Origin of the sequence: Marinoscillum luteum (assembly GCF_044005705.1) — a bacterium.
In the GTDB taxonomy this organism is placed as follows: domain Bacteria; phylum Bacteroidota; class Bacteroidia; order Cytophagales; family Cyclobacteriaceae; genus Marinoscillum; species Marinoscillum luteum.
The window spans coordinates 806,344-830,734 of record NZ_JBIPKE010000020.1; the positions used below are offsets into that span (position 1 = coordinate 806,344).

Consider the following 24,391-nt stretch of genomic DNA (forward strand, 5'->3'; position numbering starts at 1 on the left):
AGTGGCCCTAGTATGAGACTTTGTTGAAAATATCAAGTTTACTTTGTTGAGCGGATCAACCTGTATAGTTTAATAGTTTGCAGCATCCTTTGTGGTTTAAAAATTGAGGTTGCGATATCTATAGCCTTAGCATTTTGAATTGTGCTTTTAATCAAGTTTGGCGTCAAGAATCGAGTAGTGCCAGATATGATAGTCTCAAAAAGTTTGTTAAAAATTGATTTCTGTCAGCCTATCTTGATATGAAGTATATAAGATCAAAATTTCTATGGTGTGTTATCATATTTTCTATTCGATTATTTTGATTTTATCGGCATAGCGCTGCTTCACTGGAGGATTTTCTGCGGAGTAGCCCAAAGCCACATTAATGGCTACCTCATAGTCTTCAGGGATATTCAGGGCCTCCAGTAAATCTCGGTTTTCAGGTCTATTCATCACCGGAACCACAGTGCCCAATGGGCAGGTACCTAACCCAGTGGCATGAGCAGCTAATAGTATGTTTTGCAGGATAATGCCACAATCAAGACTACTGACGTGATAAATGTCAGGGCGAAACCTAAAACCAAGGCAATCAGAAAATAATGTGCTATTCTTTTCATTTTAATAATATTCAGTAATTATTACTCAAGTCCTGGAGCCAGAGGCCAGTCAATCTCAAACCCGACAAGGTTATGTATGTAGTTAGCCATGGTTCGGCCTCCGGCCAGTACCACTACATCGATCATGTTGGCTTCAGAATATCCGGCTTCAAAGAATTGCTCTTTCGTTGCCTCGGAAACCTTTCCGTTTTTGGAGGATAATTCAAGGGAAAACTCAGCCAATGCATGAAGCTTGGGATCCGTTGCTGACCCTTTTCGTATCTCTAGTATCTGTTCATCGCTAAACCCTCTTTTCAATACCAGTTGTGTATGTGCAGAAACACAATACTTGCAGCCATTGTATTGGCTCACCACCAAATTCACCACTTCTTTTTCTTTGGCATTCAAGCTGGACTTTCTGTTTTCCAGAGCGAGAAGATCTATTAGCGCTGTGGCGTTTTTTGCATAGTATGCATACAGATTTGGCACAAAGCCGATACGTTTCTCTAAGGTGTCAAAAAGTACCTGATCGCTGGCAGACACATCGTCTCTGCCTGGAATAAGATATTTTTCCATGATTTTAAATTGTTTTGATAATAGTAAATGGGAACCTTAAAGCTTCACAACTCCCAGTTGCTGAAAGAGGCTGAGGTTATCTTCCAAATGCCAGTTTTCTACAATTTTGCCATCCTCAATTCGGAGGATGTCGATAGCGTTAAACTCAATAGGTTTTCCACTTGGCGCTACTCCGGCAAAAGCCCCCAGATGGGTTCCACTAAATACCATTCGAATAGTTACCTTATCCTTTGTTATAAGTAAATCCTTCACTTCGCATTTCAAATCCGGTACGGCCTTTCTGAATGCATCGGAAGCAAAACTTGGTCCCCCCGGTCCCTGCGGGCGACCTTCCGGGAGGGTTCTATCCATAAACTTCTCCGAGATAGACCTGTCCAGATATTCCTGTTTACCTGTATTCCAGAAAGCATAGAAATACAAGGCTGTTTCTTTTAGCTTATTGGCTTCTTTGGTTGATAGTCCGCCATCAATTGAAACCCGGTCAGGTACGGGAATATCATTATGAGATTGAGGTTTAAAGCGATAAATGTAATAAGGCGGTTTACCATCATCTTCCCCTCCTGTAAATGCAGGTGTGGTATTAAGCTGATTAACCGAAATATAAAAAGAGCCGTCTGGAGCGAGATAGGTATTGTCCGGCCATTTTAATTGATCATCCTGAATAATATGCTCAAGCGTACCATCAGGATTTAATCGAGTGATAGCATGCGCAGTGAGATTAGTGAAATAATGATTTCCCATACCATCAGAAGATGCTCCGTCACTTATTGGTTTTTCACCTACTCGTACAATACTGCTTTGAATAGACTCATCACTGGCGCCATCTCGAAAAAGTTGTGCATCCAGACTATACCAATTGGTTCCATTCATTGCTCCGAAAAAGACTGTATTACCATCAGGACTGATGGTTATTGGGTCGACGGCTACACGGGCTGGTTTCCCACCAAAATAAACCAATTCCCCATCGATCACCATATCGACATCTTCGGCTTCCAGTTCTTTAGCTCCTCCAAATCTTCGGGTATTTTCGGTGGCTAAGTCCATGGCTATAATGCCCGGATTGTTGATATCTGCCATATATGCCCATTGGTGTTCATGATCAATGGCTACATCCTGTATAAAGCTACCTTTTGGGGCTACACTTTCGGGTAGCTCGATTTTTCTAAGAACTTTCCTTTGATCAATATCAAAACACCAAAGTCTGGTTTTACCCAGCTCTTGCCCCATATCAATCACCCAAAGCTTGTCTTCTTTATCAAAGATCAATCCTAAGGGAGAGTCCAGCATTTGGTCGTTTGCTGGGTTTTCATTCTTTTGAAGCGACTTGGCTGGAAAGGGTTGAAATCGCTTTTTACTCTTAATTTCTATAAGCTGAAGATTTCTACTGCCAAGACTATGGATGGTAGCAAAAACGCGCCCTGATTTGGAAACTGCAACGTCTCCGGGTCTTATGGGCAGCTCTGCAACGATTTCAAGAGATCCATTTTGCCCAACGACCTGATTGATAATACTTAAGCAAAGTATTAGTAGGATTATAAATTGATTGGTTTTCATTTCTTTCTAAGTTGATTTTAAAAAAAGGCTGATGAAATCCTCATATCGTAAGAGCTGGGGATAGCTTCAGCCTATGACATTTTAATCATTAAGTGTTACCACTAATTTTCCAATGACATGTGCGGTTTCTTGAAGTTCATGGGCTTTTGACATTTCATCGAATGGGAAGCTTGCTGATACGTGTGGCTTCAAATGTCCATTTTCGAGTAATCCAGCAAGAGCCTTCATGTCTTTGCCACTTGACTGTACCAGAAAGAAGAAGCCATTGACTCCTTTGTCCTTTGCCTTTTGCGATACTTCCGCGTTCAGACCGGTAGGAATACTAATGATGGTTCCACCCGGCTTTACTACCTCAAGCGATCGGTCAATATTTTCACCACCAATGGTATCCAGTACAAAATCGATTTCCGAAGTTGCTTCCTCAAATTTCACAGAGCGATAATCAATATGTTCATCTGCCCCCAGACCCAAAACAAAATCTCGATTAGCGGCTGAGGAAGTGCCTATCACATAAGCACCTAGATGTTTAGCTAGCTGAACAGCAAAATGGCCTACACCTCCAGAAGCTGCATGAATAAGAACTCTGTCCCCAGCCTTAACAGGATATTGATGGATCATCGCTTGATAAGCGGTAAGCGCTGCTAAGGTTGTTACCGCAGCTTCTTCATGGCTGATCTCACTGGGCTTTAATGCCAATTGATTTGCAGGAGCTGCCACATATTCCGCATAGGCCTGTCCATGACCTGGGAAATTAACCATTCCAAATACTTCATCACCAACTTCAAATTCTTTAACAGCACTACCTGTCTTGGTCACCACTCCAGAAATATCCCACCCAATTACTAAAGGGGAGTGATCCTTCAGTCGACCATATACTCCTTTTCCAGCTCGGGTTTTTACATCTACAGGATTGATACTAATAGCTTTGACTTGTACGAGTACTTCATCATCCTGAATTTTAGGAGAATTGACAAAAGTCACCTGTAGTTGTTCGATTCCTCCAGGCTCGTCCAGTATAATTGCTTGCATTTCTTTATTGTTTTTGGTTTGTATTCATAAACGACAAAAAACACCGATGGATTGGGTGATATTCGGTACATATTTGATATAAATCAGTACTTTTACTACTTCACTGATTACTTATGAAACGGGAAACATTATTTCAGCCATTCGAAATCGTGACGAAGACAGTAGATGAATGTCCTAAGCTTGAGCATATGCATATGTTCTTTGAGTTGGTCTATATCATGGAAGGAACTGGTCAGCAATGCATCAATCAAAATAAGTTTCGATATCATCCCGGACATATGTTCCTGATTACTCCACAGGATTGTCACTCATTTGATATCGAAACCACTACTACATTCTTCTTTCTTAGATTCAATGATATTTATATCAAACAAAGTGGCTTGTGGAAAGATAAGATTGAACAACTCGAGTACATCTTGCAAAATGTCGGTCACAAACCTGGTTGTATTCTGAAGAACCAAACAGACAAACAATTGGTCAAACCAATGGTGGATGCAATTATCCGAGAGTATGTGAATAGAGATTTATACAACAAGGAATTGATAGAACACCTGGTAAATACGATGATTGTGGTGGTGGCAAGAAATATTGCTAAATATCTTCCAGATACGGTTGGTGAACATACCGAAGAGAAAGCCATGGATATTTTGCAGTACATCCACAAAAACATTTATGAACCCGAAAAATTAAGAGCTAAAGCAATTAGTGATGAATTCGGAATATCTGAGTCATATTTAGGACGATATTTTAAAAAACACGCTGAAATTAGCTTACAGGAGTATGTTTCAAACTACAGAGTTCAGTTGATAGAACACCGACTGAAACATAGCGACCTTCGAGTTGGCGAAATAGCTAATTCACTTGGTTTTTCTGATGAGAGTCATTTGAATAAGTTTTTTAAGAAGGCCACAGGATTAAGTCCTGTGGCATTTCGTAAGGAATTCAGAAAGGAAATAGCGCAATTTTGACCATCTAAGAGGTAAACTATGGCAGGTATATGCACTCTTTTAAATATGTTGAGTGGAATAGCACGCTTCCAAATGCCACTCGAACCTTTCTGCGTTCAAAAGTGAGTGTAGTGATTGGTTTCGCATGAATCCAGAGTAAATTCATGAGGGTATACACAGAGCCGTCCCCAATAAATTGGCCAATCCATCAACATCTTTTATCTTAGGGCCATGGTAAGAAAAATACTCCTTTCAGTCATCCTATTTTGCGCATTCATGATGGCCAAAGCCCAGGAAACCGTCGCCGAAGCACCCGAGAGCGGTGACTACTTCTCCGATCAAATCAAATTCTACATGGTGGCTTTTATCTTTGCCTTGTCGATCTTCTTTACCGTTCGCACGTTCAGAAATAAGCCGGAAGCTTAATCGCAGGCATCTAGATCAACTCAAACGCCTGAGCAAAACGCACAAGCTCTGCATTGCTGGTGATTTCCAGCTTGGCCAAAATATTTTTGCGATGGGTCCTCACCGTATGCTCAGATAAAAACAACAACTCTGAGAGCTCCTTGCTGGTGTATCCACGGGCCACCAGTGCCAAAACTTCGCGCTCGCGCTTACCCAGAGACTCAAACCGCTCCCAGGCATTTTTCTCCACAAACACCTCGTCCAGCAAATTTCTGATCAGGGCCCCAGGCTTTCCCAGTGTTTGAATGTCATACCCACAGTTGAGATACGTGTGATGGTCAAAAACCGTCTTATGCGTGGAAATCCACTGATAGCCACCCCTGAAATAGAGGCGCTGCAGATAGGAACAAAATCGCTGACCATCAGGATATGCACGCTCAAAACTCTGAACCTCACGAATGGCCCTGCTCATTACCTCAGGATCTGAAATCTGCCGAATACGCTTAAATCCAAGCGCAATGATCATCTCCCGATCCAGCTCCATCCAGTTTTCCAGCGTATGATTGGCGTAGGTAGTATTCAGGGTTTGGCGGTCATTGAAGGTCACAAAAAAGTTGACGTGATCGCACACCGCTCTGAAAGTAGCCTCATCTGTGGAGGCAAGCTTCGCCAGTCGATAAATCTGAGTTTTATCGGCATTGATCAATTCCCTCTCTGTATGAAGCTTCCCCAAAATCGCAACGACAAGTTTTCTTTGCATAATTTTAACGAATCGAGCCTTGAAATCACAGTGACGAGGAGAAAACCTCAAACAAGGGGATCACTCCCACAACGTATTTCCCTTCACTCAGAATCAGCATCTCATGGATTTAGAATACCTCCTCACCCTGCTTTTGCTACTACTTAGTGGAATGGCAGCATTCAGCATCTCCACCCTCACAGCAGGCGGAGGAGCCCTACTACTAGTGCCCGTACTCAACCTTCTCATTGGGGTGAACAGCACCGCACCAGTGCTCAATGCCGGCAACCTACTGGGGCGCCCTGTGCGGCTGGTCCTGTACTGGCACCACATCAGCTGGCGGGCAGTGCTCTGGTATGCACCGTTTGCCGTACTGGGTGCCCTCGGTGCAGGCTTTCTGTTTTCCAAAGCCAACCTCCCTGTGCTCCAGTTGATCGTCGGACTGTTTCTCGTCAGCACCGTGTTTCAATACCGCTGGGGCAAGCGGGAGCGATCCTTTCCCATGACCTTCCCCCTACTGGCGCCCCTGGGGGTGGTGATCTCCGCCATCGGTACACTCATAGGCGCCGGTGGCCCGTTGCTCAATCCCTTCTACCTCAACCTGGGTCTTTCCAAAGAGGCCCTGATTGCCACCAAAACGGCCAATAGCTTCCTGATGGGACTCGCCCAAATCGGGTCATACACCTACTTCGGACTCATGTCCACAGTAGAGTGGCATCAGGCCCTTGCCCTGGGGATCGGGATTTCGGCTGGAAATTACCTGGGCAAAAAGGTGCTTCGCAAAGTCAGCGACCTAAGTTTCAGAAAATGGGCCATTGCTTTTATGGTCATCAGTGGACTCATGCTAATCGCGCAGGCCATTTGGTAAAATTTCGGCAAACCACTATATATTGAGCCAGAACAACTAAAGCCTAAATGGAATCATCGTCTGTACAGATCGTCAAGTATTCGGGAGAAACTACCCCTTTTGACATTGATAAACTGCGGCAGAGTCTGCTGGATGCCGGCGCCACAGAATCCGCCACGGCGCGCATTTCCAGAAAAATAGCTGATGAACTCTACGATGGCATCAGCACCAAACAAATTTACCAGCGCGCACACCGCCTGCTCCGAAATCATGCCCAGTCCAAAGCTTCACGATATGGCCTAAAAAAAGCCATCCTCAACATGGGACCTACAGGATATCCCTTTGAACTGTTCGTAGGGGAGCTGATGAAGGCCCAGGGGTTTAAGGTAAAGGTAGGCACGGTGATGCCCGGTAAGTGTGTGACTCACGAAGTGGACGTCTATGCCGAAAATGAAAAAATGGTGCGCATGATGGAGTGCAAATTTCATAACCGGCTGGGGTATAAAACGGATGTGAAGGTGACGATGTACATCAAGTCTCGCTTTGAAGACCTGGAGGCCGTCTGGAAAAATGATGCTCAGATCAGCCACAAAAAGCACGAAGGCTGGGTAGTGACCAATGCCCGGTTCACCAAAGATGCCATTGATTTCGGCACATGCTCGCGGCTGCAGCTACTCAGCTGGGACTATCCTGCACAGGGCAGCCTGAAAAGCCTGGTAACCAGACACAGGCTGTATCCGATCACCACCATCGGCGCACTTTCCAAATCCAATAAAGAGCTCCTGATGAAAAAAGGGATTGTGCTGGCCAAAACCCTCTGGGAGCAGCCTGAGGCCCTGGAAGGATTGGGCCTGGAAAGCTCCAAAATAGACAAAATACTTACAGAGGCTCAGACGATTTGTGATTTGTGAAAGAAGTGTTGCTGATTCTAGGCAGGTGTGGGCAGGCGCTTTTCTGAAGCCTCCGGGTTGTGTGATGACAAGTAAAGGGTAGTAAATTATTATGGAGTTTTCTTGAAATAGTAGCTGGAATAAGTTTCTCTGTCGTTGGGTGGAGTGGGGTCTTGACCATTGAAGTATACCTCCATCACTCCGGCGTATTTGGTACGGGCGGGGAAATGCACCTCCACCGTATCCCAGTCCTGGTTGCCCACATACACATAATAGTATCTGGAAAAAGCTGAGTCGAGTACACACTGGTTGAAGCAGTTGAGCTCCTGGTACGGGCCAGGGCTAAATTCTACGGTCCACCAGTCTACGTTATATATTTTACGTGTCGTATGATACATGGTGTCATGAGTCATATTGAGTACTACTACCGTGTCTGGGTGGATGGGTTTGTCGATTGGGCCCATCCGGTTTTCGTATGTATCTGGATCCACAAAGCTCCATGAAAAGCCTCTACAAGGCTCCTCTTTTCCGAGGCACGTGGTGTCTTTGTTATTGGGGAAAATATCACTATCACAAGAAGAAATCAATATAATGGAGGGCATGAGCACTACAAATAGACAGATACCAATGAACTCGGAGATCTTCATCCTTAAAAATAGTCAATTACCGATGATAGCAACTAACGAAACGGTGGTTTAGATATACAGTCCTAGTTTCATGCTTTTGGTCATTGCAGGAATTGTGCGCACTCATCTGTCTTCATCTCTATTTTACCACTCCACCAATCCTTAGTGAGGTAGAGACTGAGTCCTGTTTCCGCTTCAAGGTCTATCAGTTGGTTCCTGAGTTAAATGCTCCTCAACCCAATGGCACTGGGCCACAACCTGCTATTAAATATTTTATTGGCTCGTTCTTAAGACCCGAACCACTCATCAAATAAAACCCAATTGAACAAAACGGACCTTCATTAATTTCCATAAAACCATTAATTTCCCGGTTAATCAAAAACACAACACACAACCATCATTCCTTTATCTAACCCATGACCAAAATCATTCGCAAGACCCTCCCCAGAGATATCAGTGTTGGGGTACTAGTGATCATTTTTGCTATTGTCTTTTTCCTGGCTGGTCAGCTTTTTGAAAAAAATCAACCCAACATTGAGCAATTCACGAGCATCTATCTCGGGGAGTTTCTGGTAAGCACTGCGGTCATCGTGATGATCCTGATCCTGTGGGAGGAAATTCTTTTCCCCGTGAAAATCAAACCAGATGGTGATGGATTGATTTTTCGCAACCATGCCACAAAGTTGATTGTGCAGGCCCTGATTTACCTGATCATTCCGGCCATTGTGGTCTTTCTGGTTCTCACGTACGAAGTAAGCCCTTTCCGCTTTTACGGATGGGCGGCGGTTTGTACGATTTTGCCGGTAGTGGGTAAGTTGGTATCCGGCATCAACAATTACAATGACTTTTTGAAGCTCACCACCAGTTCGATCGCGTATAAAAACAATGCGAAGGAAGGGGTCATCGAACTGAAAGATATCCAACAGATTCGCATGATTAAGGATGACTCCAATGATCTTCAGAAGTTGGAATTGGACTTGACCTCAGGAGCTCCTATCACCATTGACCTGGATGAAATGGAGCTTGAAGCTTATTATGAATCCATTGAGGAATTTATCACGACTCACTACAAGTGTTCGTTGTAGTGTTTGTTAAGCGTATGCTATTCATGACTTCTGTTGATCTAATTAAGATCATGTATTATCATAATCACCGCACCTGAATTAGAGTTTGTTTATTTAGGTCTTGGCGTAGTAACAACTACTTCTAACAACTTCTTTCCTTCCAAGGTGCTCAAAGTGGTTATATCAAAAGCTGATGATTCCTTTTCTCCAGTGAGTTTAAAATAAAAAGGTAAGATAAATTTCGAAGGGACGTTCTTACCGTTATAGCTAGCAGTTAACCACAGATTAGGAATCAGGTTGAATACATCTATTATTTCGTCGGTGAAATAACCACCATTGTCGTTTAATACCGCGATGTTCACTGCCTTCCCAATTGTGTTTACTTCAAAGATGAGAAAGACCGTTCCTTCAATCTGATCTCTTCTCGCTGCTGTAGGATAATTGATATTATTTCCTAGTATCGTATAGAATTCGGCATATGCGCCAAGATACCTAGGGTAAGGGTTCACGTGTTTGTATGTCCAGACAGAATCTATTATCACAAAGTATTTGCTCGTGTCTGGCTTAAGATAAACAAGTGTTCCTTTGTCGTAATTGATTTTGAGTTCTACGGAATCACCGTTCCCGAAATACTCCCAAACACCTACTTTATAACCATTTTCCAATTTTCCTCTTTCATAACCATTGTCAACATCCGATGGCTGACTAGCGCCTGTCAAGGAGGCAATAAGTACTATAAGTATAACTAAGACTAATTCTCTACTCATTTATATCCAAGTATCAATGGAACATCAATTCACCCCCCCCATTCACAAATCATTATAATTAAGCACCGTGTACTCCTTCACAAATGCTTTCAGCTTGGCGTCTGACCCCAGCACTATCAGGTAATCATCCTCCCCAATGAAGGTGTCCGCCGAAGGCGCAGGGATCAGCCCCTTGATATTATCTTTCACCCCCAGCACGATCACGCCGGTGGACGCTGCTATATTCAGCTCTTTCAATGTCTTGTCCTTGTACTCGGGCTTCAGATTTTCATACCCCACCTCCTCCAGGTGGTAGCTGGTTTCAGACACCCCATTGAGCAGGTCCAGAAACTCTATAACAATCGGCTTGGTGACCAGCTGGGCCATAAACATGCCACCGAGTATATCCGGCATCACCACTTTATTGGCCCCTGCCCTGTAAAGCTTATTCTCTGTGTCTTTGCTGGAAGCCCTCACAATGATCATAATTTGATCATTGAGGTGCCGCGCGGTGAGGGTAATGAACACATTGGCAGCATCTGAGGGTGTGGTGATGATAATGGTGCTGGCCTTTTCAATGCCTACAATGCGCAGGTGATCATCTTCTGTGGCATCTCCTATAAACTGCTTCATCGAATCAGGAATAACCTGAGCCATCTCCGGATCCTTTTCGATGATCACAAATTCTTTACCACTCTTTTGCAACTCATCACAAGCCATACTGCCGTTTCGGCCAAACCCGCACACAATGACATGGTTTTTTAGTTTACTGATTTCCATACCCGATCGATAGCTTTTAAAGATTGTTTTTAGTTTTCCCTCGAAAAAGTAGCTGGAGACCACCGAAACCACATAAGCGAACAGCCCGAGGTTCATGAGGATATAAATAGAAGTAAAAACCCTTCCGGCAGAACTGAGCTCTTTCACCTCTGTGAAACCCACTGTACCCACCGTGATGATCGTCATATACAGAGCATTGACAAAGTTCAGGTCTTCGATAAGGGTAAACCCGGTAAGACCTACCAACAGGCTAAATATAAAAAGGGCAACCGCTGTAATGAGACTCTCCAGTTGCTTGTTCATTCTGTAATTTGCTTAAAGCCAAACATTCTCCACATTCATGTGATACTCAGGTGGGGCTTTCAGGGAAATTACAGAAATTTTTCTCAGGACAGAAACCGTCTCACTTTTTCTTTTTCAGAATGACCGCAGAAATAGCCGATATCAGGAGTCCTACAGGGAAAATCTCCAAAAAGGTAAATCCAGCCATCACCAGTGGGTTCTCATAGAGTTCCATCCACTCCTTCATCTCCTGCTGCTTCACTGCGATCTCCGCAGCACTCATTCCTTCTTTGGCATACTCCTGCATCTGATACGCCGAGTACTGGTCCATGAAATCAGGCATGAAATTGGGGTAGTAAACCATCCAACCCACCACATAGATGCCGGAAGCCACCAGCACAATGTAAAGTCCCATAAAGAAGGCCTTCTTGAATGAGATCACTCCCGCCAAAGTGGTATCCCGATAGTTTTTGATGCCTAGAAACACCGCTGACAGTGCCACGATCATGGTCAGATAACCCAAAAACTCCCCCTGGGAGAAATCATACGGTTCGCCCTCTGCCGGAGCAAAAATGAGCTGAGTAATCCACCAGCTAATGATGATAACCAGTCCGCTGATCAGTCCAAACTGCAAAGCCTTTTTAAGTTGTGCGTTCATGTTTTCTTTCTTTTGATGATTGAAATAAATAAGGCCTCAAGGAAAATAAAAAAACCAAAGTACCCTTCATACTTTCGGGTGATTTTTACTTTTTAGTACTTTCTGGTGAGCTGGTGATGCCTAAGTCCCGCACTTTCTGAATGGCCTGCGTACGACTGGATACATTGAGCTTTTGGTAAATATTGGAGAGGTGGGTTTTGGTGGTATTGAGTGATACAAACAGACGGTCAGCGATCTCCTGATTGGAACATCCATCCACCAGCAGACTGAGCACCTCAGTCTCCCGAACACTCAGCTGGAGGGCCTGTGCCCTCCACTGGTCAATAAGTGTGGCCTGGCGCCGCTTATAGAGCTGAATTCCTACCCACACGCCCAGCACCATAAAAATGCCCGCAATGACCACCCCAAATACCTCCAGCCGGAGATCCCGCACCATGGTGCGGTAGTGGAGTACTTGCAGCAGCAGCAAAAGCACGCCTGTGGCCCCGCCATATATCCAGTAGCTCCTCTTCATGATTACATTTTTTGCTGCATGGCACGGATGCGCTCCAGCAGCGGAGGATGGGAATAATGTACGAATACATAAGCCGGATGCGGAGTAAGATTAGACAAGTGATCGCTGCTCAGTTTTTTGAGCCCATCTATGAGCGGCTGACCAGCATAGGTGGTCACCGCATATTCGTCCGCTTCAAACTCATTTTTTCGACTCAGCGCATTGCTGAACAGTCCCAAAATCCTGGATACAGGCGTGTATAGGATGGCAAATGCCAGCATGTTTAGATGAAGGGTTGTAATATCGCCACCCATGGCCCAGCTCACCTCACTGTTGAAGATCATTTTGGAAAGCAGGAAAAGCATCAATCCAATGGTGAGGATACTAATCACCGTGCCCAGAATGATATGTTTTTTCTTAAAGTGACCCACCTCATGTGCAAAGACAGCCGTGAGCTCTTCGGTGGTATGTTGCGCTATCAGGGTATCAAACAAGACCACTTTTTTCTTTTTGCCCAGGCCTGAAAAAAAGGCATTTCCCTTGCTCGACCTTTTGGAGCCATCCATCACAAAGATATTTTTCAGGGGAAAATTCACCTGCTCACTATACGCTTGTATGGATTCCTTCAGAGATCCCTCCTCCAGCGGGGTGAGCTTATTGAAAAGTGGTAACAGCAGGGAGGTATAAAACACATTCAGGAACAAAATAAAGACGGTAATAATGATCCAGAAATAGACCCAAAAGCCACTCCCCATGGCCATCACCAGGTAAATAAGGGCCGCCAGGAGGATGCCGCCTATCAGGAGAGTGAGTACATAGCCTTTCAGTTTGTCCAGCCAAAAAGTCTTTGGGGTCATTTTATTAAAACCAAATTTCTCTTCGATCACAAAGGTTTGATACCAGGAAAATGGAGTCCCGAAAACATCAGAAATGATAAATACCGCTCCAAAAAACAATAGCGTGGTGAGCGGCTCAAAAGGGGAAAATCCACGTAGCCATTTGTCCAGGAGGCCAAACCATCCAAAATAAATGGCCGCAAACATGAGCACAAAACTGAGTGTGGCGGTAAGGGTGCCAAATTGTGAGGTAGCTCGCTGGTAGGCCTGCGATTTGGCATACTTTTCGCTATCATAAATCCCGTCCAGCTCAGAGGGGATCGGCTTTTTAGAACTTTTATTATTGAGGTGAGTGATGACTCGCTCAAACGCGAAATCGAAAGTAATGATCACCAGCAGGACAATGAGTATTGTTTGTTCATTCCACATGACTCAAAACTATGCAGAACAAGCGAATAAAGCCGAAAAATGGGTTTTAGAAATTACCCATTTAGGGGTATTTGAAGTGATCTTACTTGGTAGTACCTTTGTTAAGGCAATTAGAATATTACAACTAATGCGTCAAATATTCCAATCACAATTTTTTAAACGTCTACAATCCAATTTCCACTACTATGAAACAATTACTTAATTTATTACTCGCACTCGCCATGGTGTTGACTCTGTCATTCTGTAATAAGGATGATGATCCCAAGCCTGGAGACAAAGACCCTACTGACACTACAGATACCACCAGCAATGTGGTAAAACTCACACCTGAGCAAAATAAAGAACTTCTCCAAACCATTGGAGTCCAGTTTGTAAACGAAATGTCCGCTATGCAGCAGACTGAAGGTATACAAGCGCTCACTTCCTTTGGCCTTTTAGTAGATGGTGAAGATGATGATGAAGACCCGGGAGTTCCCAACCATTTGATGAAGATCAACAAAGCCATCGTAGCTTTTGCTCATGGGCGCATATCGGCCAATCAATTTGGGGCCCTACCAGTAGCTCTAAGAACTGATGACGATGATGATGACTTTGAGTCTCTCCAGGAACTGTTTGATGAGGCCACAGGTACTTATGACTGGAATGCTGCAACTGAGGAGTTTGACTATACAGACAACAGCAGCGACAAAATCATTTTCAAATATCCTACGCCAGAAACCGGGACATCCAACAATACTACCCTCACATTTAGCAACTACTCCAGCGTGCAGGTAGCTAATCCAATCGATGAAGAGTACACAGGAGACCTTCCGACAAGCCTGGATGTAGAGCTGAAATTAGATGGTGTCACTCAGGTGACCTATGGTTTTGAGGTAGATTATAACAGTGAGGGAGTTCCTGAAAAAGTGGAAACAGCCCTTTTTGTGAACCCATTTACTTTGTCTGTTGACCTCACCAACAACAAGTCCAAAATTGGAACCGGAGTAGATTTCTCTAATGGCACCAAAACGTTGATTGCTACAAGTGTAGAATTCAATGGCGACTTCTCTGATGCTGCCATAGAAGCGGCGGAGGAAGATGAAGAAAAACTAAAGGATGTCATCCATGATGCCAATTTCTCCTTCACCCTGCTGGACCTGAAAATGGTGGCCGATGTAGATTTCGCAAATTTCTATCCTAAAGTGTATAATCTGGATACGTATTATGACGATTATGACGGAAACACCGATCCAAAGCCCGACCTGGAGGCCAATGCTGAAAAATTGGAAGCTGCACTCAATAACCATGTAAGCCTGACTACTTCCTATGTAAGCACTGGTAAGATCGCCGCAGAAGTGGAGTGGTACACCTTTGTGGAGTCTGAAGAGTACTGCTGTGGCACGGACTATAGCATTGAGCTGGGTGCCCGCATGATCTTTGAAGACGGCAGCAAGGTAGACCTGGAAGATTACCTGGAAACAGGATTTGGTCAGCTAGAGGGAGCCATCAACGACTTACTGGATCAGATCAGCGAAGACATTGGTGAAGATCTGGAGCACATCGAATTCTAAATTTCTTAGTAGAGTTTTTCTCATAAAAAATGACTGTCCGGCTTCCGGGCAGTCATTTTATTTTAAGACTATCCTATGGTAGCTCGCGCCATACCCACCCCACACACCCAGCGCTGGTTTTGTGCCCCGGATATTGCTCTCTACTTCGTTTCCCGAAGACCCAAAAGGATTACCTGCTGAGTAAAGTTCACGCTCCAGGGTCCTCCAAAAGTCAAAATGCACCTGATCCAACGTGCAAAACTTTACATTCACAGTATCCCCTTTCGTGAAATACACATCCTGAGCAACCTTAGTAAAGTCAGCAGGTTGCTTCAAAATGGGATAACGAAATGATTCACCGTTAAAAGCCCTGTCGGAGAGGGTAGATTGATAGGCCGGAATGTACCGATCATTCTTGCTGATAATTCTGGTGAAGGAGCGATAGCGATTGACCGCACTGCCGTCATCTTTGAACCGCACCCAAATATTCACCAATGAATCCGATGGACCATCCTGCAAAAACCACAGGCTATCCAAAGCCACTGGTGCAGGAATGGTAGTCGTGGCGGTGTAGGTCTCCCCCCTGCTTCGCACCTCCAGGGTATACTCCTTGCCAATGACCCCACGCAGAGCTGTACCCCGGTAGTAATAGGGCGGGAAATAACCTTCATTTCTGAATAAGGTGAGCACTTCTTCATTTTCGCCATCAGACACTGACACCCTCGCCGTAGTGACAATCAGGTCCAGTAGGTTCATAGAGTCCACAGGATCATAAAAACCGGAACTCAGCGTGAGGTACACAACGGGAAACTGCCCCTGTTCGATCGCTCCATCAATGACGAGCTTCTGCTCAGCAGTAGGCAGCCCCTCCTCTATGGATTCACATCCCCAGATCAAAAGCATCGATACGATCAGATAGATTGGTTTCATCAGAAGCTATATTCAAAACTAAGTGAAGGCAAAACCGGAAAGAGCGCTACTTCCTTCAAACTAATATCCAGGGCATAGGCAGATACATCACCCTTTACATCGAAATACACAAAATAGGGATTTCGACGATTGTAGACATTGTACACAGAAAACACCCAGGTTACCTGCTCATTCCCACTGGGGTGCCAGCTGGCAGCAACATCCAGCCGGTGGTACATGGGCAGACGAAAAGCATTTCTGTCCGAGTACTCACTCACAATACTTTCATTAATAACATATTTGGCCACTGGCACCGTGAGGTTATTGCCCGAGCTGAGCTTAAATAATCCTGAAAATGACCAGTTTCCGAGATGGTAAGTCCCAATAAGGTTGAGGTCATGGGTACGGTCATACTTGGCGCGAAAGGTTTCTCCTCCCTGCACTTCTTCAAAGCTTCGCTCGGTCTTACTGAGGGTGTAACTGGCCTGGTACTCCATCGATCCCGCATCTTTCGTTACTGAAAACTCTACGCCATAGGATTGGCCCTTTCCGAAGATAAAATCATCATCAAAATTCTTACTACCAGAGTACCCGGCAATGGCCCCGTTTCTGTACTCAATCTGATTTTGTAATAGTTTGTAATACCCCTCTACCGAATATTTTATCTGGCTGGAAAGGAGGCTGTAATAACCCAGCGCCACCTGATGTGCCTTCTGGGGGCGAATCTTCTGAGAACTGGGCACCCAGATATCAGTAGGCAAAGAGACCGACCCCAGGGGAGACAGATGGATGTACTGAACATTCCGGTCATAGGAGGCCTTTAACGCACTGTTTTGATTCATCAAATAATTGACCCTCACCCGTGGCTCAGGACTCACGTAATGTTGCACCCATTCGCCATGTGAAAAATGTGTGGAGTCCACGGATACCAGATTCTCTGTGGTCTCGTAGCGCGTGAAGGGTCCCAGGTGTACAAAACTACTCAGGCGCAACCCCAGCCCGATTCGCAACTGCTCTGTAAGCGTGATCTCATCGTCCACACTCACCGCCAGCTCAGCGGTAGGAAGCCAGGACACTTCAGAAAGATTAAACTCCTCCTGGGTGGATTCTATATGCACCTGACTCGGTCTGAAGCTTCTGTAAGAATACTCCGCACCAAAGGTCAACTGATGTGATCCCCTGGTCAGAAAAACGTTGGCTCCCGCTCTGGCATTGGCAATGTAGGAATCCAGGTCAATCTGATAGATGCTCAACCCGGCCCCATAACGTTGTTCGTAGCGTCCCAGCGTGGCGTAGACCTCCCCGTCCAGATCAGCATTGGCCATCCATTTCCAGTTCACCCCGCCATTGAGCGTTTTCCAATAAATATGATTTTCGAAGGTACGCTCACTCCGGAAAAGGTAATCGTCGGTACCCATGAAACCAACCATTGAAAGCGTATGCTGACTATTGATTCGGTGATTGTATTTCAAAATCAGGTCTGAAAAGCGATAGTCGGTGCGCCGGCTAATCTCGCTTTCATCATCCATCAGATTTTGCGTAATCAGGTCGAGGTAGGACCTCCGTGCTGCCACCAGCAGGGAAGATTTCTGTTTGATCACAGGTATTTCCAGGCTTACACCTCCCGCCAGCACTCCTACTTTCACATGTCCGTGAAAAGAGTCCGCATCGGGATTGATGGTCTCTATCCGCATCATGGATGAAAGCCTGCCCCCAATCGCTGCAGGAAAACCACTCTTCATAAAACTCACCTGGTCGATGGCCTTGGGGTTGAAGGTAGAAAAGAAACCAAACAAGTGATTGGTATTATAGAGCTCTAAATGGTCAAGCTCAATGGCATTCTGATCAATACCGCCACCACGAACGTAATAGCCATTATTTCCATCGGTACCTGAGGCCACCCCGGACTGGCTTTGAATAAACTTAAGGGGATCCTGCTCGCCCAGCAGGTAAGGCAGCTCGCTCTCCCCTTCCATGCTGAAGGTGACATAGCCAGTACCCGTTTCCTGCAGTTGCTGCCTGGGTGGGTTTCCCCTGATCTCCACGGCCTCCATCACCACCTCATCGGACTCCAAAATGATCAAAAGTGTTGTGTCTCCACTAATCGGGAAAGTATTTTGCACCGGCTTAAAACCCACAAAAGTGATTTGAAAACCAATCTCAGTTCCTGAAATCTCCTTACTGACCTTACCATTAGCATTGGTGATCAGAACCTCTCCACTCTCCAGCAGGACGGTAGCGCCCAATACCGGCACCCGCTCGCTATCCTTCACTTGCCAGGTGACGACAGATTGTGCAAAAGAACCACCAGTCAAGGCAAAAAAAATGACCAGCAAGACACCTCGAATCATTTGACTAAGATATTCGGAAAAACACACCTCCGAAAGTGAGACACCAATAATCCCTACAAAGAGGTATGCTTAGAAAATAAAGGGAACGGGGCACCTCAGCTGACGCACCTCGCGTGAAGGCTTACGCGGATCAGAAAGATCAAAAGCATAAATAAGCGAGATCTCATGAGCACCCCCACTACCTATTCCCAGATCAGAAATGGTATAATCAAAGCTATATCCAATGGTGAGATTATTCTTATTGATCCCTATCATCGAAATGATGGCCTCACTGTTTTTGGTGCTTGTGAAACCATCGATCGGCAGGCCACGGTACCAGGCGCCCAACAAGATAGGCTCCAGCGTAAAATAAAGGCCCACATCCAACTGCTTAAATGACCCTTGCTGCTTATAGTTTACCGAGGGTGTCATACTTCGCTCACGACCCTTGCCCTGTGGCCTGGCGCGTTTGTTGATCTCCGTGAAAAGGATCTTGTAGCCCCCATGCAGGGAAAATTTTCGAGGAAGTGGCGCATCTCCACCAGCTACTGCCTGATTGGGCTCCAGTACGTGGTGCATGGATGCACCAAACCACATTTTATCATTGTATAAAATGCCACCAAAAGCCAGATCGAAAAACCTGGCGCTAAAGCCAGTGTCGAAAGTCTCCCCGGTAGTAGGACGTACCTGACCGGAGTTGTCAAACTGATCTCCAAAGGTCAAACGGTCAAAATTCAAATCCCTGAAATAGTAAGACGCTTCCACACCAGGTCTGAAAGTCCATGTGTCTGTAAGATTCAGCTGATAGGCATACTGCAGGCCAATATTCGTTGATCTAAGGCCGGCTATCCCCTCCTGATCGGTATTCACAATCAGTCCAAGGGCACTGAATTCATCTTCGAAAAAGTAGTCGATAAAAAAAGAATAAGTCACATAATTGGCATCTATGGATGGCCACTGATTCCGATAATTCAAGCCTGCGCGCCCAATCTGACTGATCCCTACCAACCCCGGATTGAGGTACATAGGCGCTGCATAATACTGTGAAAACTGCGGGTCCTGAGCTTTTAAGTTGTTGGTGGAAAGTAGGCTAACCAGCACAAACAAAAAACTCAGTCGGCAGAACAAACGCAGCTGATGTGAATTAAAATAAATCAAATTAAGTGTCAAATTGATTTTTGCCTTAAAGTTGCTAAACTAGGTAATGTAACGTAAAGTTTACCGTTAGTATTTTATGCTAAATTTACATAGTGTTGTGATGCTAAGGACATTTTCCCTCTAAATAACCCTTAATAAGTTTAATGTCAAAGATTTTGCGTTCAGGTGTAATCAAATTTATTCTCTGCTTTTTCATGGTCCCGTCTGCGGTGGTGGCCCAGAATATCACAGAGACTCAGTGGTATTTTGGAAACTCACCAGATGCCTTTGTGATGGATAAAAACGGGCGAACTCCCAATATCGTGGACAATCAGGTGACCCCTTTCGGCACCAATGGCTCCACGGTGATCAGTGATCAGGAGAAAGGGAATCTTCTTTTCTATTCGGATGGTGAGATCATCTATGACAACACTCATCAGGCGCTCCCCGGACTGGGAGCCGCTACCCTGAGTGCAGACCTTACCAAAATACAGCCCGTGGTTTCCTGCCCTTTTCCTGACGGCACTCCTCAATACTATATTTTTACCAACACCGGCAGTGCCGTTGAATTCACCGTGGTGGATGCCTCCCTTCCAGGAAATTCCACGATTCTTCAATTTCCATTGGGAGATGTCTCTGGCGCGATCAACCAACCCACGGGCCTGAACAACCCCGGAGAACTGATGAAAATACTGGAAAGTGCTGATGGGCAGCGCTATTGGCTGGTAACCCAGGAAGCCACCACCCTGAACTTTCAGGTCACCGAGATTAACAGTACCGGTCTAGGTGCCACAACGAGCTATGATGTCTTTCCGGCAGCTTTACCCCGATTTCAGGCCACAGCTCTGGCCATCAAAACAGATACCACCGGCACTTATGTGGCGGCATCCCCCAAAAACGCCAATCGAAACACCATCCTATTGGATTTTGATCCACTCACCGGAGCATTGGCTTTCAACCAGCAGGTAATCGGCTCGGGCTTTGACGACTCTGGCATTTCTGTGATTTATGATACCGAATGGTCAAATGATGGCTCCAAACTCTACATTTCCCGAACTGGAGATGACACCAATCAGGGAAACATCTATCAGATTGATTTTGCAGACACTGTCAATGCAAACCCTCCGGTTACGCCTATCCTCAACAATGCGTACTTCCGAAGCTATGGACTCAAAAGAGCCATAGACGGCAATATTTATCACCTCTATCAGAGAAACAGCACGGCACCTTTTATTCTGGGCAGAATCAATCGACCGGACAGCGCTGCGGCCATCGGGGTGTTTTATGACAGTCTGGTCTTCTCTAATAACTTCAACGGCACCCAGTTTCCTGAATTTGCACCGGCCTACATGCCTACCAACTTCTTTACCATGAGCTTCACTTATCTGGACTCCTGTGTGGAAAGCGCTACCAAGTTTATAGCGCTGGTAGACCCCTTGCCCAATAACTACTTTTGGAACTTTGGTGATGGTACTGGTAGCGTGGGGCCCGCTCCCATCCATACTTATGATTTGGCCAGTGGCTACTTTGTCACGCTCACCGCTGAACTCAACGGTACTTTCCAGTCAGTCACGCTACCTGTGGACATTCTGCCCGGAGACTCGGCAGTGGATTTGGGAAACGACACCACCATCTGTGTGGATGAGACGCTTATGCTGGATGCGGGAGATGGCATATCCTACTTGTGGAGTACCGGAGAACTTACTCAAACCATTGAAGTGGACACCGCAGGTACCTACTGGGTAGAGGTGACGGGTCCTTCAGGGTGTACTTCGTTTGACGACATTGTGGTTACTGAGTACGGAGTGCAGCGGCAGGTTTTCAACCAATGGTATTTTGGTGAAATGGCCGGGTTAGACTTTAACTCCAATCCGCCCGCGCCCTTACTGGACGGTATGATTTTCTCGGAGGAAGGCTGTGCCACCATGTCAGACGACAATGGTCAATTGCTTTTCTATACCAATGGATCCACGGTCTGGAACAAAGACCACCTGGTGATGGCCAATGGACAGGGCATTGGTGGAGACAGTACGGCGGCCCAGTCTTCCATTATTCTGCCCTTCCCCGATGACAACACCATGTTCTACATTTTCACCACCGAAGAGGTTTACGGGGACTTTACTTTCAATCTGAAAATGTCCATTGTAGACATGAAAAAGGACACCGCTCGCGGGCAGGTATTGGTCAAAAACATCCCCATCATAGAATGCAGCACAGAAAGAGTCACTGCATCAGGATTTGGCGGCACCCCCTGGCTCCTGGCCCATGAGTACGGCAACAATAACTTCAGGGCCTACCAGATCAACACCAATGGCGTGATAGGCGCCATACATTCCTCTGCCGGGGAGCCTCACGTATTCCAGAGCGAACCGCGGGCCACAGGTTATATGAAATTCTCACCTGCTGGAGATCTGGTGGCTGTGGTGGTACCAGGTAGCCCCAACTACATCGACCTGTTGAATTTTGACCTGACCACCGGACAGGTCAGCAACTCGCGGTTGATTGACATTGAAGAAGCTGGTGAAGCCTATGGTTTAGAATTTTCGGGTGATGGTCTCAAACTATATGTCACTACCACAGGAGTCAACTCCAAGCTAATCCAGTATGACCTGGACAGTATCAACTCACAAAATCCGGCAGCTGACATTCAGGCCACCAAATTTGATGGCTACGGTGCCACTTTGCCCGGTTATGGCGCACTACAGCGTGGACCAAATGGAGTGATCTACCTGGCCATAGACGGACAGACACAAATAGGTTCGATCAGCAGCCCCGGTGGTAACGATCTGACGGCATCCTATCAGGAAACCAATACCGATCTTGGAGGAAGAACCTCCAGGCTGGGTTTGCCCAACTTCACCCAGCAGATCACGGCTGCCCCGCAGCAACCCGGAATCACCACAGAGGTGGCATGTGCGGGCCAGCCCACTTCCTTTACGGCCGTAGGCCGTGATAGCAGCATCGAAACCTATAGCTGGGACTTTGGTGACACCACGGGTGTAGTCACAGATCAGAGCCCACAGCATACCTACCTCAACCCCGGAACCTACATCGTCCAGTTGACCCTGAGCAACCGGTGCGACATGGACAGCGTGCTCCGGGACACTGTGGAGGTTTTCAATATCCCTTTGCTTCCTACAGTACCTACGGACACCGCACTATGTGGTGGTCCGGTCACACTCTTTGCATGGGACACGGATGATCCAGGCCTCAACTACTACTGGTCATCAGGAGACACCACCAGAGCAGTCACTTTTACCGCTCCTACCATTGTAAACGTGGCCATCATCAATGACGATGGTTGTAGCTCAGACACCCTGACAGTATTCATCGGCGAGGATGAATCATTCATTGACTTGGGGCCAGATCGGCTGATTTGTCAAAATGATACACTGATTTTAGACTCAAATGACCCTGGACCAAATTACACCTGGTACCGGGATGGTGTAGTGGTCGGTGATCAAAGAACCCAATTGGTAGCTTCAGGAAGTCCTGGGGACTTTCTTTACGCCGTGGAAGTGATCAATGATTTCTCTGGGTGTATTTACAGGGACACCATCCAGATCACCGTGCAGGGTGGCCCACAGGCCATCCAGTCCAATATACTCACGCCAGATTGCGGGCAGGCCAACGGTTCGTTTACGCTGGACATTAGTACTACAGGTAATTATAGTTACGCGCTCTCGGGCCCTGTCACTGCCGGACCGCTCAATTTTGATGGGCCCGGCACCACACCAGCTTTCACGGGCTTGCCTGCTGGCACTTACACCTCGACAGTGACCAATACAGTGACGGGATGTAGCACTGATGAAATTGTGCTCCTGGAAGATAATGCGCCTTTTGAAATGGAGGCCGTGGGTGAGAACGCCTGCGCCCTCACTGGCGATATCTCAGTCCGGTTTAGCAATCGCATTCCCGCCAGAGTGGAAATAAACGTAGTGAATGAAGCCGGCAACAATGTCTTTAGCTCAACAGAAACCCTGACCCGGAGCACCTTTACCATCAATGACCTGGATAGCGGACTCTACTTCGTGGAAGTGCGCGATACCAATCCACCAAACTGTATCCAATCGGACACTGTTCGGCTAAGTGTCTCGGACGAATGCTACCGTACCATATTTGTTCCCAATGCGTTCAGTCCAAATGGAAATGGCGCCAATGATGAGTGGTTTGCTTTTCCCAATGAATTTGTGGATCAGTTTCAGGTCTATGTTTTCAATCGTTGGGGCGACCTGGTTTTTTATTCCAACAATAAAAGCTTCAGGTGGGACGGTTCTTTTGCAGGCGGGGAAGTACCCATGGGTACCTATGCTTATCGCATGCTTTTCACCAGCACGCTGGAGCCAGAAAAAGGCACCTTTGAACAGTATGGTTCTGTGACGGTTGTAAAATAAGCATGATGACATTTTTCGATCAGGTATATCAAAAACTCTTTTCTAAGCCGGAAACCTCCAATGAGGTACTGGTCTACGAACCCATCTCGAGAAATGAGCATTACTCAGAAAGTTATGCCTTCTGGCTGCACTCTGTCAATCATAAAAAGCTCATCCGGCAAGTAGCTGAGTCATATTTACTGAAGCAAAACAATCTGGTTGGAGAACCTGATGTCCACCTGCTGTCCACCAGCCTCTCCAATGGCTTTGCCATCTCCTTCAATGAAGAAATAGACAAGAAAGAATTTCAGTTTTTCTTTGACTGGCTGGGCGAAAAAGTGGAAGCCCTGCCATATAAACGATCCAACAGCGATGTGACTATCACTGATAAGGGCAATGTGATCGAATCCAAGGAAAAGCATTACTTCAAGCCCATTCAGCAATCACAGGAGGCTCCCCTTGATCAGCAGTTTGGCAATATCCTGATCGAACACATATCCATTGATAATCGTCCAAGTTTTATCAAATTAGTGGCCAATACGTATAATGACAGAATGTATAAAAACCCTGACAGCTTTGAGGTTTTGGCCAAATATTTGTTTGAGGTTAATTGAAATTAAGAATCTAATTATGAAAA

General features: G+C 45.8%; 22 protein-coding genes. 8 read left to right on the top strand and 14 right to left on the bottom strand.

Annotation, left to right across the window (positions count from 1 at the left end):
- Positions 1-285 precede the first annotated feature (285 nt).
- From ACHKAR_RS21005 to ACHKAR_RS21020, 4 genes are all read right to left on the bottom strand, one after another.
- Positions 286-540, bottom strand: a complete 255-nt coding sequence (locus ACHKAR_RS21005) for a nitroreductase family protein (RefSeq protein ID WP_395419619.1) — start codon at positions 538-540, stop codon at positions 286-288.
- Between the two features lie 77 nt (positions 541-617).
- Entirely contained in the window at positions 618-1,151 is a 534-nt protein-coding gene (locus tag ACHKAR_RS21010; protein WP_395419406.1) for a carboxymuconolactone decarboxylase family protein, read from the bottom strand.
- A 36-nt stretch (positions 1,152-1,187) separates the two neighbouring features.
- On the bottom strand, positions 1,188-2,705 hold the full coding sequence (locus ACHKAR_RS21015; RefSeq protein ID WP_395419407.1) for an L-dopachrome tautomerase-related protein: 1,518 nt from the start codon (positions 2,703-2,705) through the stop codon (positions 1,188-1,190).
- An 81-nt stretch (positions 2,706-2,786) separates the two neighbouring features.
- Positions 2,787-3,734, bottom strand: a complete 948-nt coding sequence (locus ACHKAR_RS21020) for an NADP-dependent oxidoreductase (RefSeq protein ID WP_395419408.1) — start codon at positions 3,732-3,734, stop codon at positions 2,787-2,789.
- A 113-nt stretch (positions 3,735-3,847) separates the two neighbouring features.
- Here ACHKAR_RS21020 and ACHKAR_RS21025 point away from each other — a divergent pair, with 113 nt between their 5' ends.
- Both ACHKAR_RS21025 and ACHKAR_RS21030 read left to right on the top strand, forming a co-directional pair.
- Positions 3,848-4,702 carry an AraC family transcriptional regulator gene (locus ACHKAR_RS21025; RefSeq protein ID WP_395419410.1) on the top strand — a complete coding sequence of 285 codons (855 nt, stop codon included), beginning with the start codon at positions 3,848-3,850 and terminating at the stop codon, positions 4,700-4,702.
- Between the two features lie 210 nt (positions 4,703-4,912).
- Positions 4,913-5,107, top strand: a complete 195-nt coding sequence (locus ACHKAR_RS21030) for a hypothetical protein (RefSeq protein WP_159582107.1) — start codon at positions 4,913-4,915, stop codon at positions 5,105-5,107.
- A gap of 10 nt (positions 5,108-5,117) precedes the next feature.
- Here ACHKAR_RS21030 and ACHKAR_RS21035 read toward each other — a convergent pair whose 3' ends face one another.
- A complete protein-coding gene (locus ACHKAR_RS21035) occupies positions 5,118-5,846 on the bottom strand; it encodes a helix-turn-helix transcriptional regulator (protein ID WP_395419413.1) in 729 nt (242 codons plus the stop codon).
- A gap of 103 nt (positions 5,847-5,949) precedes the next feature.
- Between ACHKAR_RS21035 and ACHKAR_RS21040 the strand changes: the two genes are divergently transcribed.
- Together ACHKAR_RS21040 and ACHKAR_RS21045 are read left to right on the top strand one after the other, a co-directional pair.
- Entirely contained in the window at positions 5,950-6,693 is a 744-nt protein-coding gene (locus ACHKAR_RS21040) for a sulfite exporter TauE/SafE family protein (protein WP_395419415.1), read from the top strand.
- Between the two features lie 47 nt (positions 6,694-6,740).
- Positions 6,741-7,583 carry an ATP cone domain-containing protein gene (locus ACHKAR_RS21045; protein WP_395419417.1) on the top strand — a complete coding sequence of 281 codons (843 nt, stop codon included), beginning with the start codon at positions 6,741-6,743 and terminating at the stop codon, positions 7,581-7,583.
- A gap of 89 nt (positions 7,584-7,672) precedes the next feature.
- Here ACHKAR_RS21045 and ACHKAR_RS21050 read toward each other — a convergent pair whose 3' ends face one another.
- Positions 7,673-8,209 carry a hypothetical protein gene (locus ACHKAR_RS21050; RefSeq protein WP_395419419.1) on the bottom strand — a complete coding sequence of 179 codons (537 nt, stop codon included), beginning with the start codon at positions 8,207-8,209 and terminating at the stop codon, positions 7,673-7,675.
- 395 nt (positions 8,210-8,604) lie between these two features.
- Between ACHKAR_RS21050 and ACHKAR_RS21055 the strand changes: the two genes are divergently transcribed.
- Positions 8,605-9,273 (top strand): heavy metal transporter, encoded by a 669-nt coding sequence (locus ACHKAR_RS21055; RefSeq protein WP_395419421.1) that lies wholly within the window; start codon positions 8,605-8,607, stop codon positions 9,271-9,273.
- 89 nt (positions 9,274-9,362) lie between these two features.
- Here ACHKAR_RS21055 and ACHKAR_RS21060 read toward each other — a convergent pair whose 3' ends face one another.
- The 5 genes from ACHKAR_RS21060 to ACHKAR_RS21080 form a co-directional block, all read right to left on the bottom strand.
- The gene (locus ACHKAR_RS21060; protein ID WP_395419423.1) at positions 9,363-10,019 is read right to left on the bottom strand and encodes an energy transducer TonB; all 657 of its coding nucleotides are present in this window, start codon (positions 10,017-10,019) and stop codon (positions 9,363-9,365) included.
- A 42-nt stretch (positions 10,020-10,061) separates the two neighbouring features.
- Entirely contained in the window at positions 10,062-11,081 is a 1,020-nt protein-coding gene (locus ACHKAR_RS21065) for a potassium channel family protein (protein ID WP_395419424.1), read from the bottom strand.
- A 100-nt stretch (positions 11,082-11,181) separates the two neighbouring features.
- Positions 11,182-11,718 carry a DUF4199 domain-containing protein gene (locus tag ACHKAR_RS21070; RefSeq protein WP_395419426.1) on the bottom strand — a complete coding sequence of 179 codons (537 nt, stop codon included), beginning with the start codon at positions 11,716-11,718 and terminating at the stop codon, positions 11,182-11,184.
- 85 nt (positions 11,719-11,803) lie between these two features.
- On the bottom strand, positions 11,804-12,232 hold the full coding sequence (locus tag ACHKAR_RS21075; RefSeq protein WP_395419427.1) for a response regulator transcription factor: 429 nt from the start codon (positions 12,230-12,232) through the stop codon (positions 11,804-11,806).
- A gap of 2 nt (positions 12,233-12,234) precedes the next feature.
- On the bottom strand, positions 12,235-13,476 hold the full coding sequence (locus ACHKAR_RS21080) for a M48 family metallopeptidase (RefSeq protein ID WP_395419429.1): 1,242 nt from the start codon (positions 13,474-13,476) through the stop codon (positions 12,235-12,237).
- A gap of 185 nt (positions 13,477-13,661) precedes the next feature.
- Between ACHKAR_RS21080 and ACHKAR_RS21085 the strand changes: the two genes are divergently transcribed.
- On the top strand, positions 13,662-15,026 hold the full coding sequence (locus ACHKAR_RS21085) for a hypothetical protein (RefSeq protein ID WP_395419430.1): 1,365 nt from the start codon (positions 13,662-13,664) through the stop codon (positions 15,024-15,026).
- A gap of 57 nt (positions 15,027-15,083) precedes the next feature.
- Here ACHKAR_RS21085 and ACHKAR_RS21090 read toward each other — a convergent pair whose 3' ends face one another.
- The 3 genes from ACHKAR_RS21090 to ACHKAR_RS21100 form a co-directional block, all read right to left on the bottom strand.
- Positions 15,084-15,935, bottom strand: a complete 852-nt coding sequence (locus tag ACHKAR_RS21090; protein WP_395419432.1) for a DUF4249 domain-containing protein — start codon at positions 15,933-15,935, stop codon at positions 15,084-15,086.
- Positions 15,935-18,265, bottom strand: a complete 2,331-nt coding sequence (locus ACHKAR_RS21095; protein WP_395419433.1) for a TonB-dependent receptor plug domain-containing protein — start codon at positions 18,263-18,265, stop codon at positions 15,935-15,937. Before ACHKAR_RS21095 ends, ACHKAR_RS21090 begins: the two co-directional genes overlap by 1 nt.
- A 69-nt stretch (positions 18,266-18,334) precedes the next feature.
- Positions 18,335-19,414 carry a PorP/SprF family type IX secretion system membrane protein gene (locus ACHKAR_RS21100; protein ID WP_395419435.1) on the bottom strand — a complete coding sequence of 360 codons (1,080 nt, stop codon included), beginning with the start codon at positions 19,412-19,414 and terminating at the stop codon, positions 18,335-18,337.
- A gap of 131 nt (positions 19,415-19,545) precedes the next feature.
- On the opposite strand from ACHKAR_RS21100, the gene ACHKAR_RS21105 reads away from it, so the two are divergent.
- Together ACHKAR_RS21105 and ACHKAR_RS21110 are read left to right on the top strand one after the other, a co-directional pair.
- Positions 19,546-23,775, top strand: a complete 4,230-nt coding sequence (locus ACHKAR_RS21105; RefSeq protein WP_395419436.1) for a PKD domain-containing protein — start codon at positions 19,546-19,548, stop codon at positions 23,773-23,775.
- Positions 23,776-23,777: 2 nt separating this feature from the next.
- Positions 23,778-24,368: a hypothetical protein gene (locus ACHKAR_RS21110; RefSeq protein WP_395419437.1), complete on the top strand. Its 591-nt coding sequence runs from the start codon at positions 23,778-23,780 to the stop codon at positions 24,366-24,368.
- Positions 24,369-24,391: the final 23 nt, after the last annotated feature.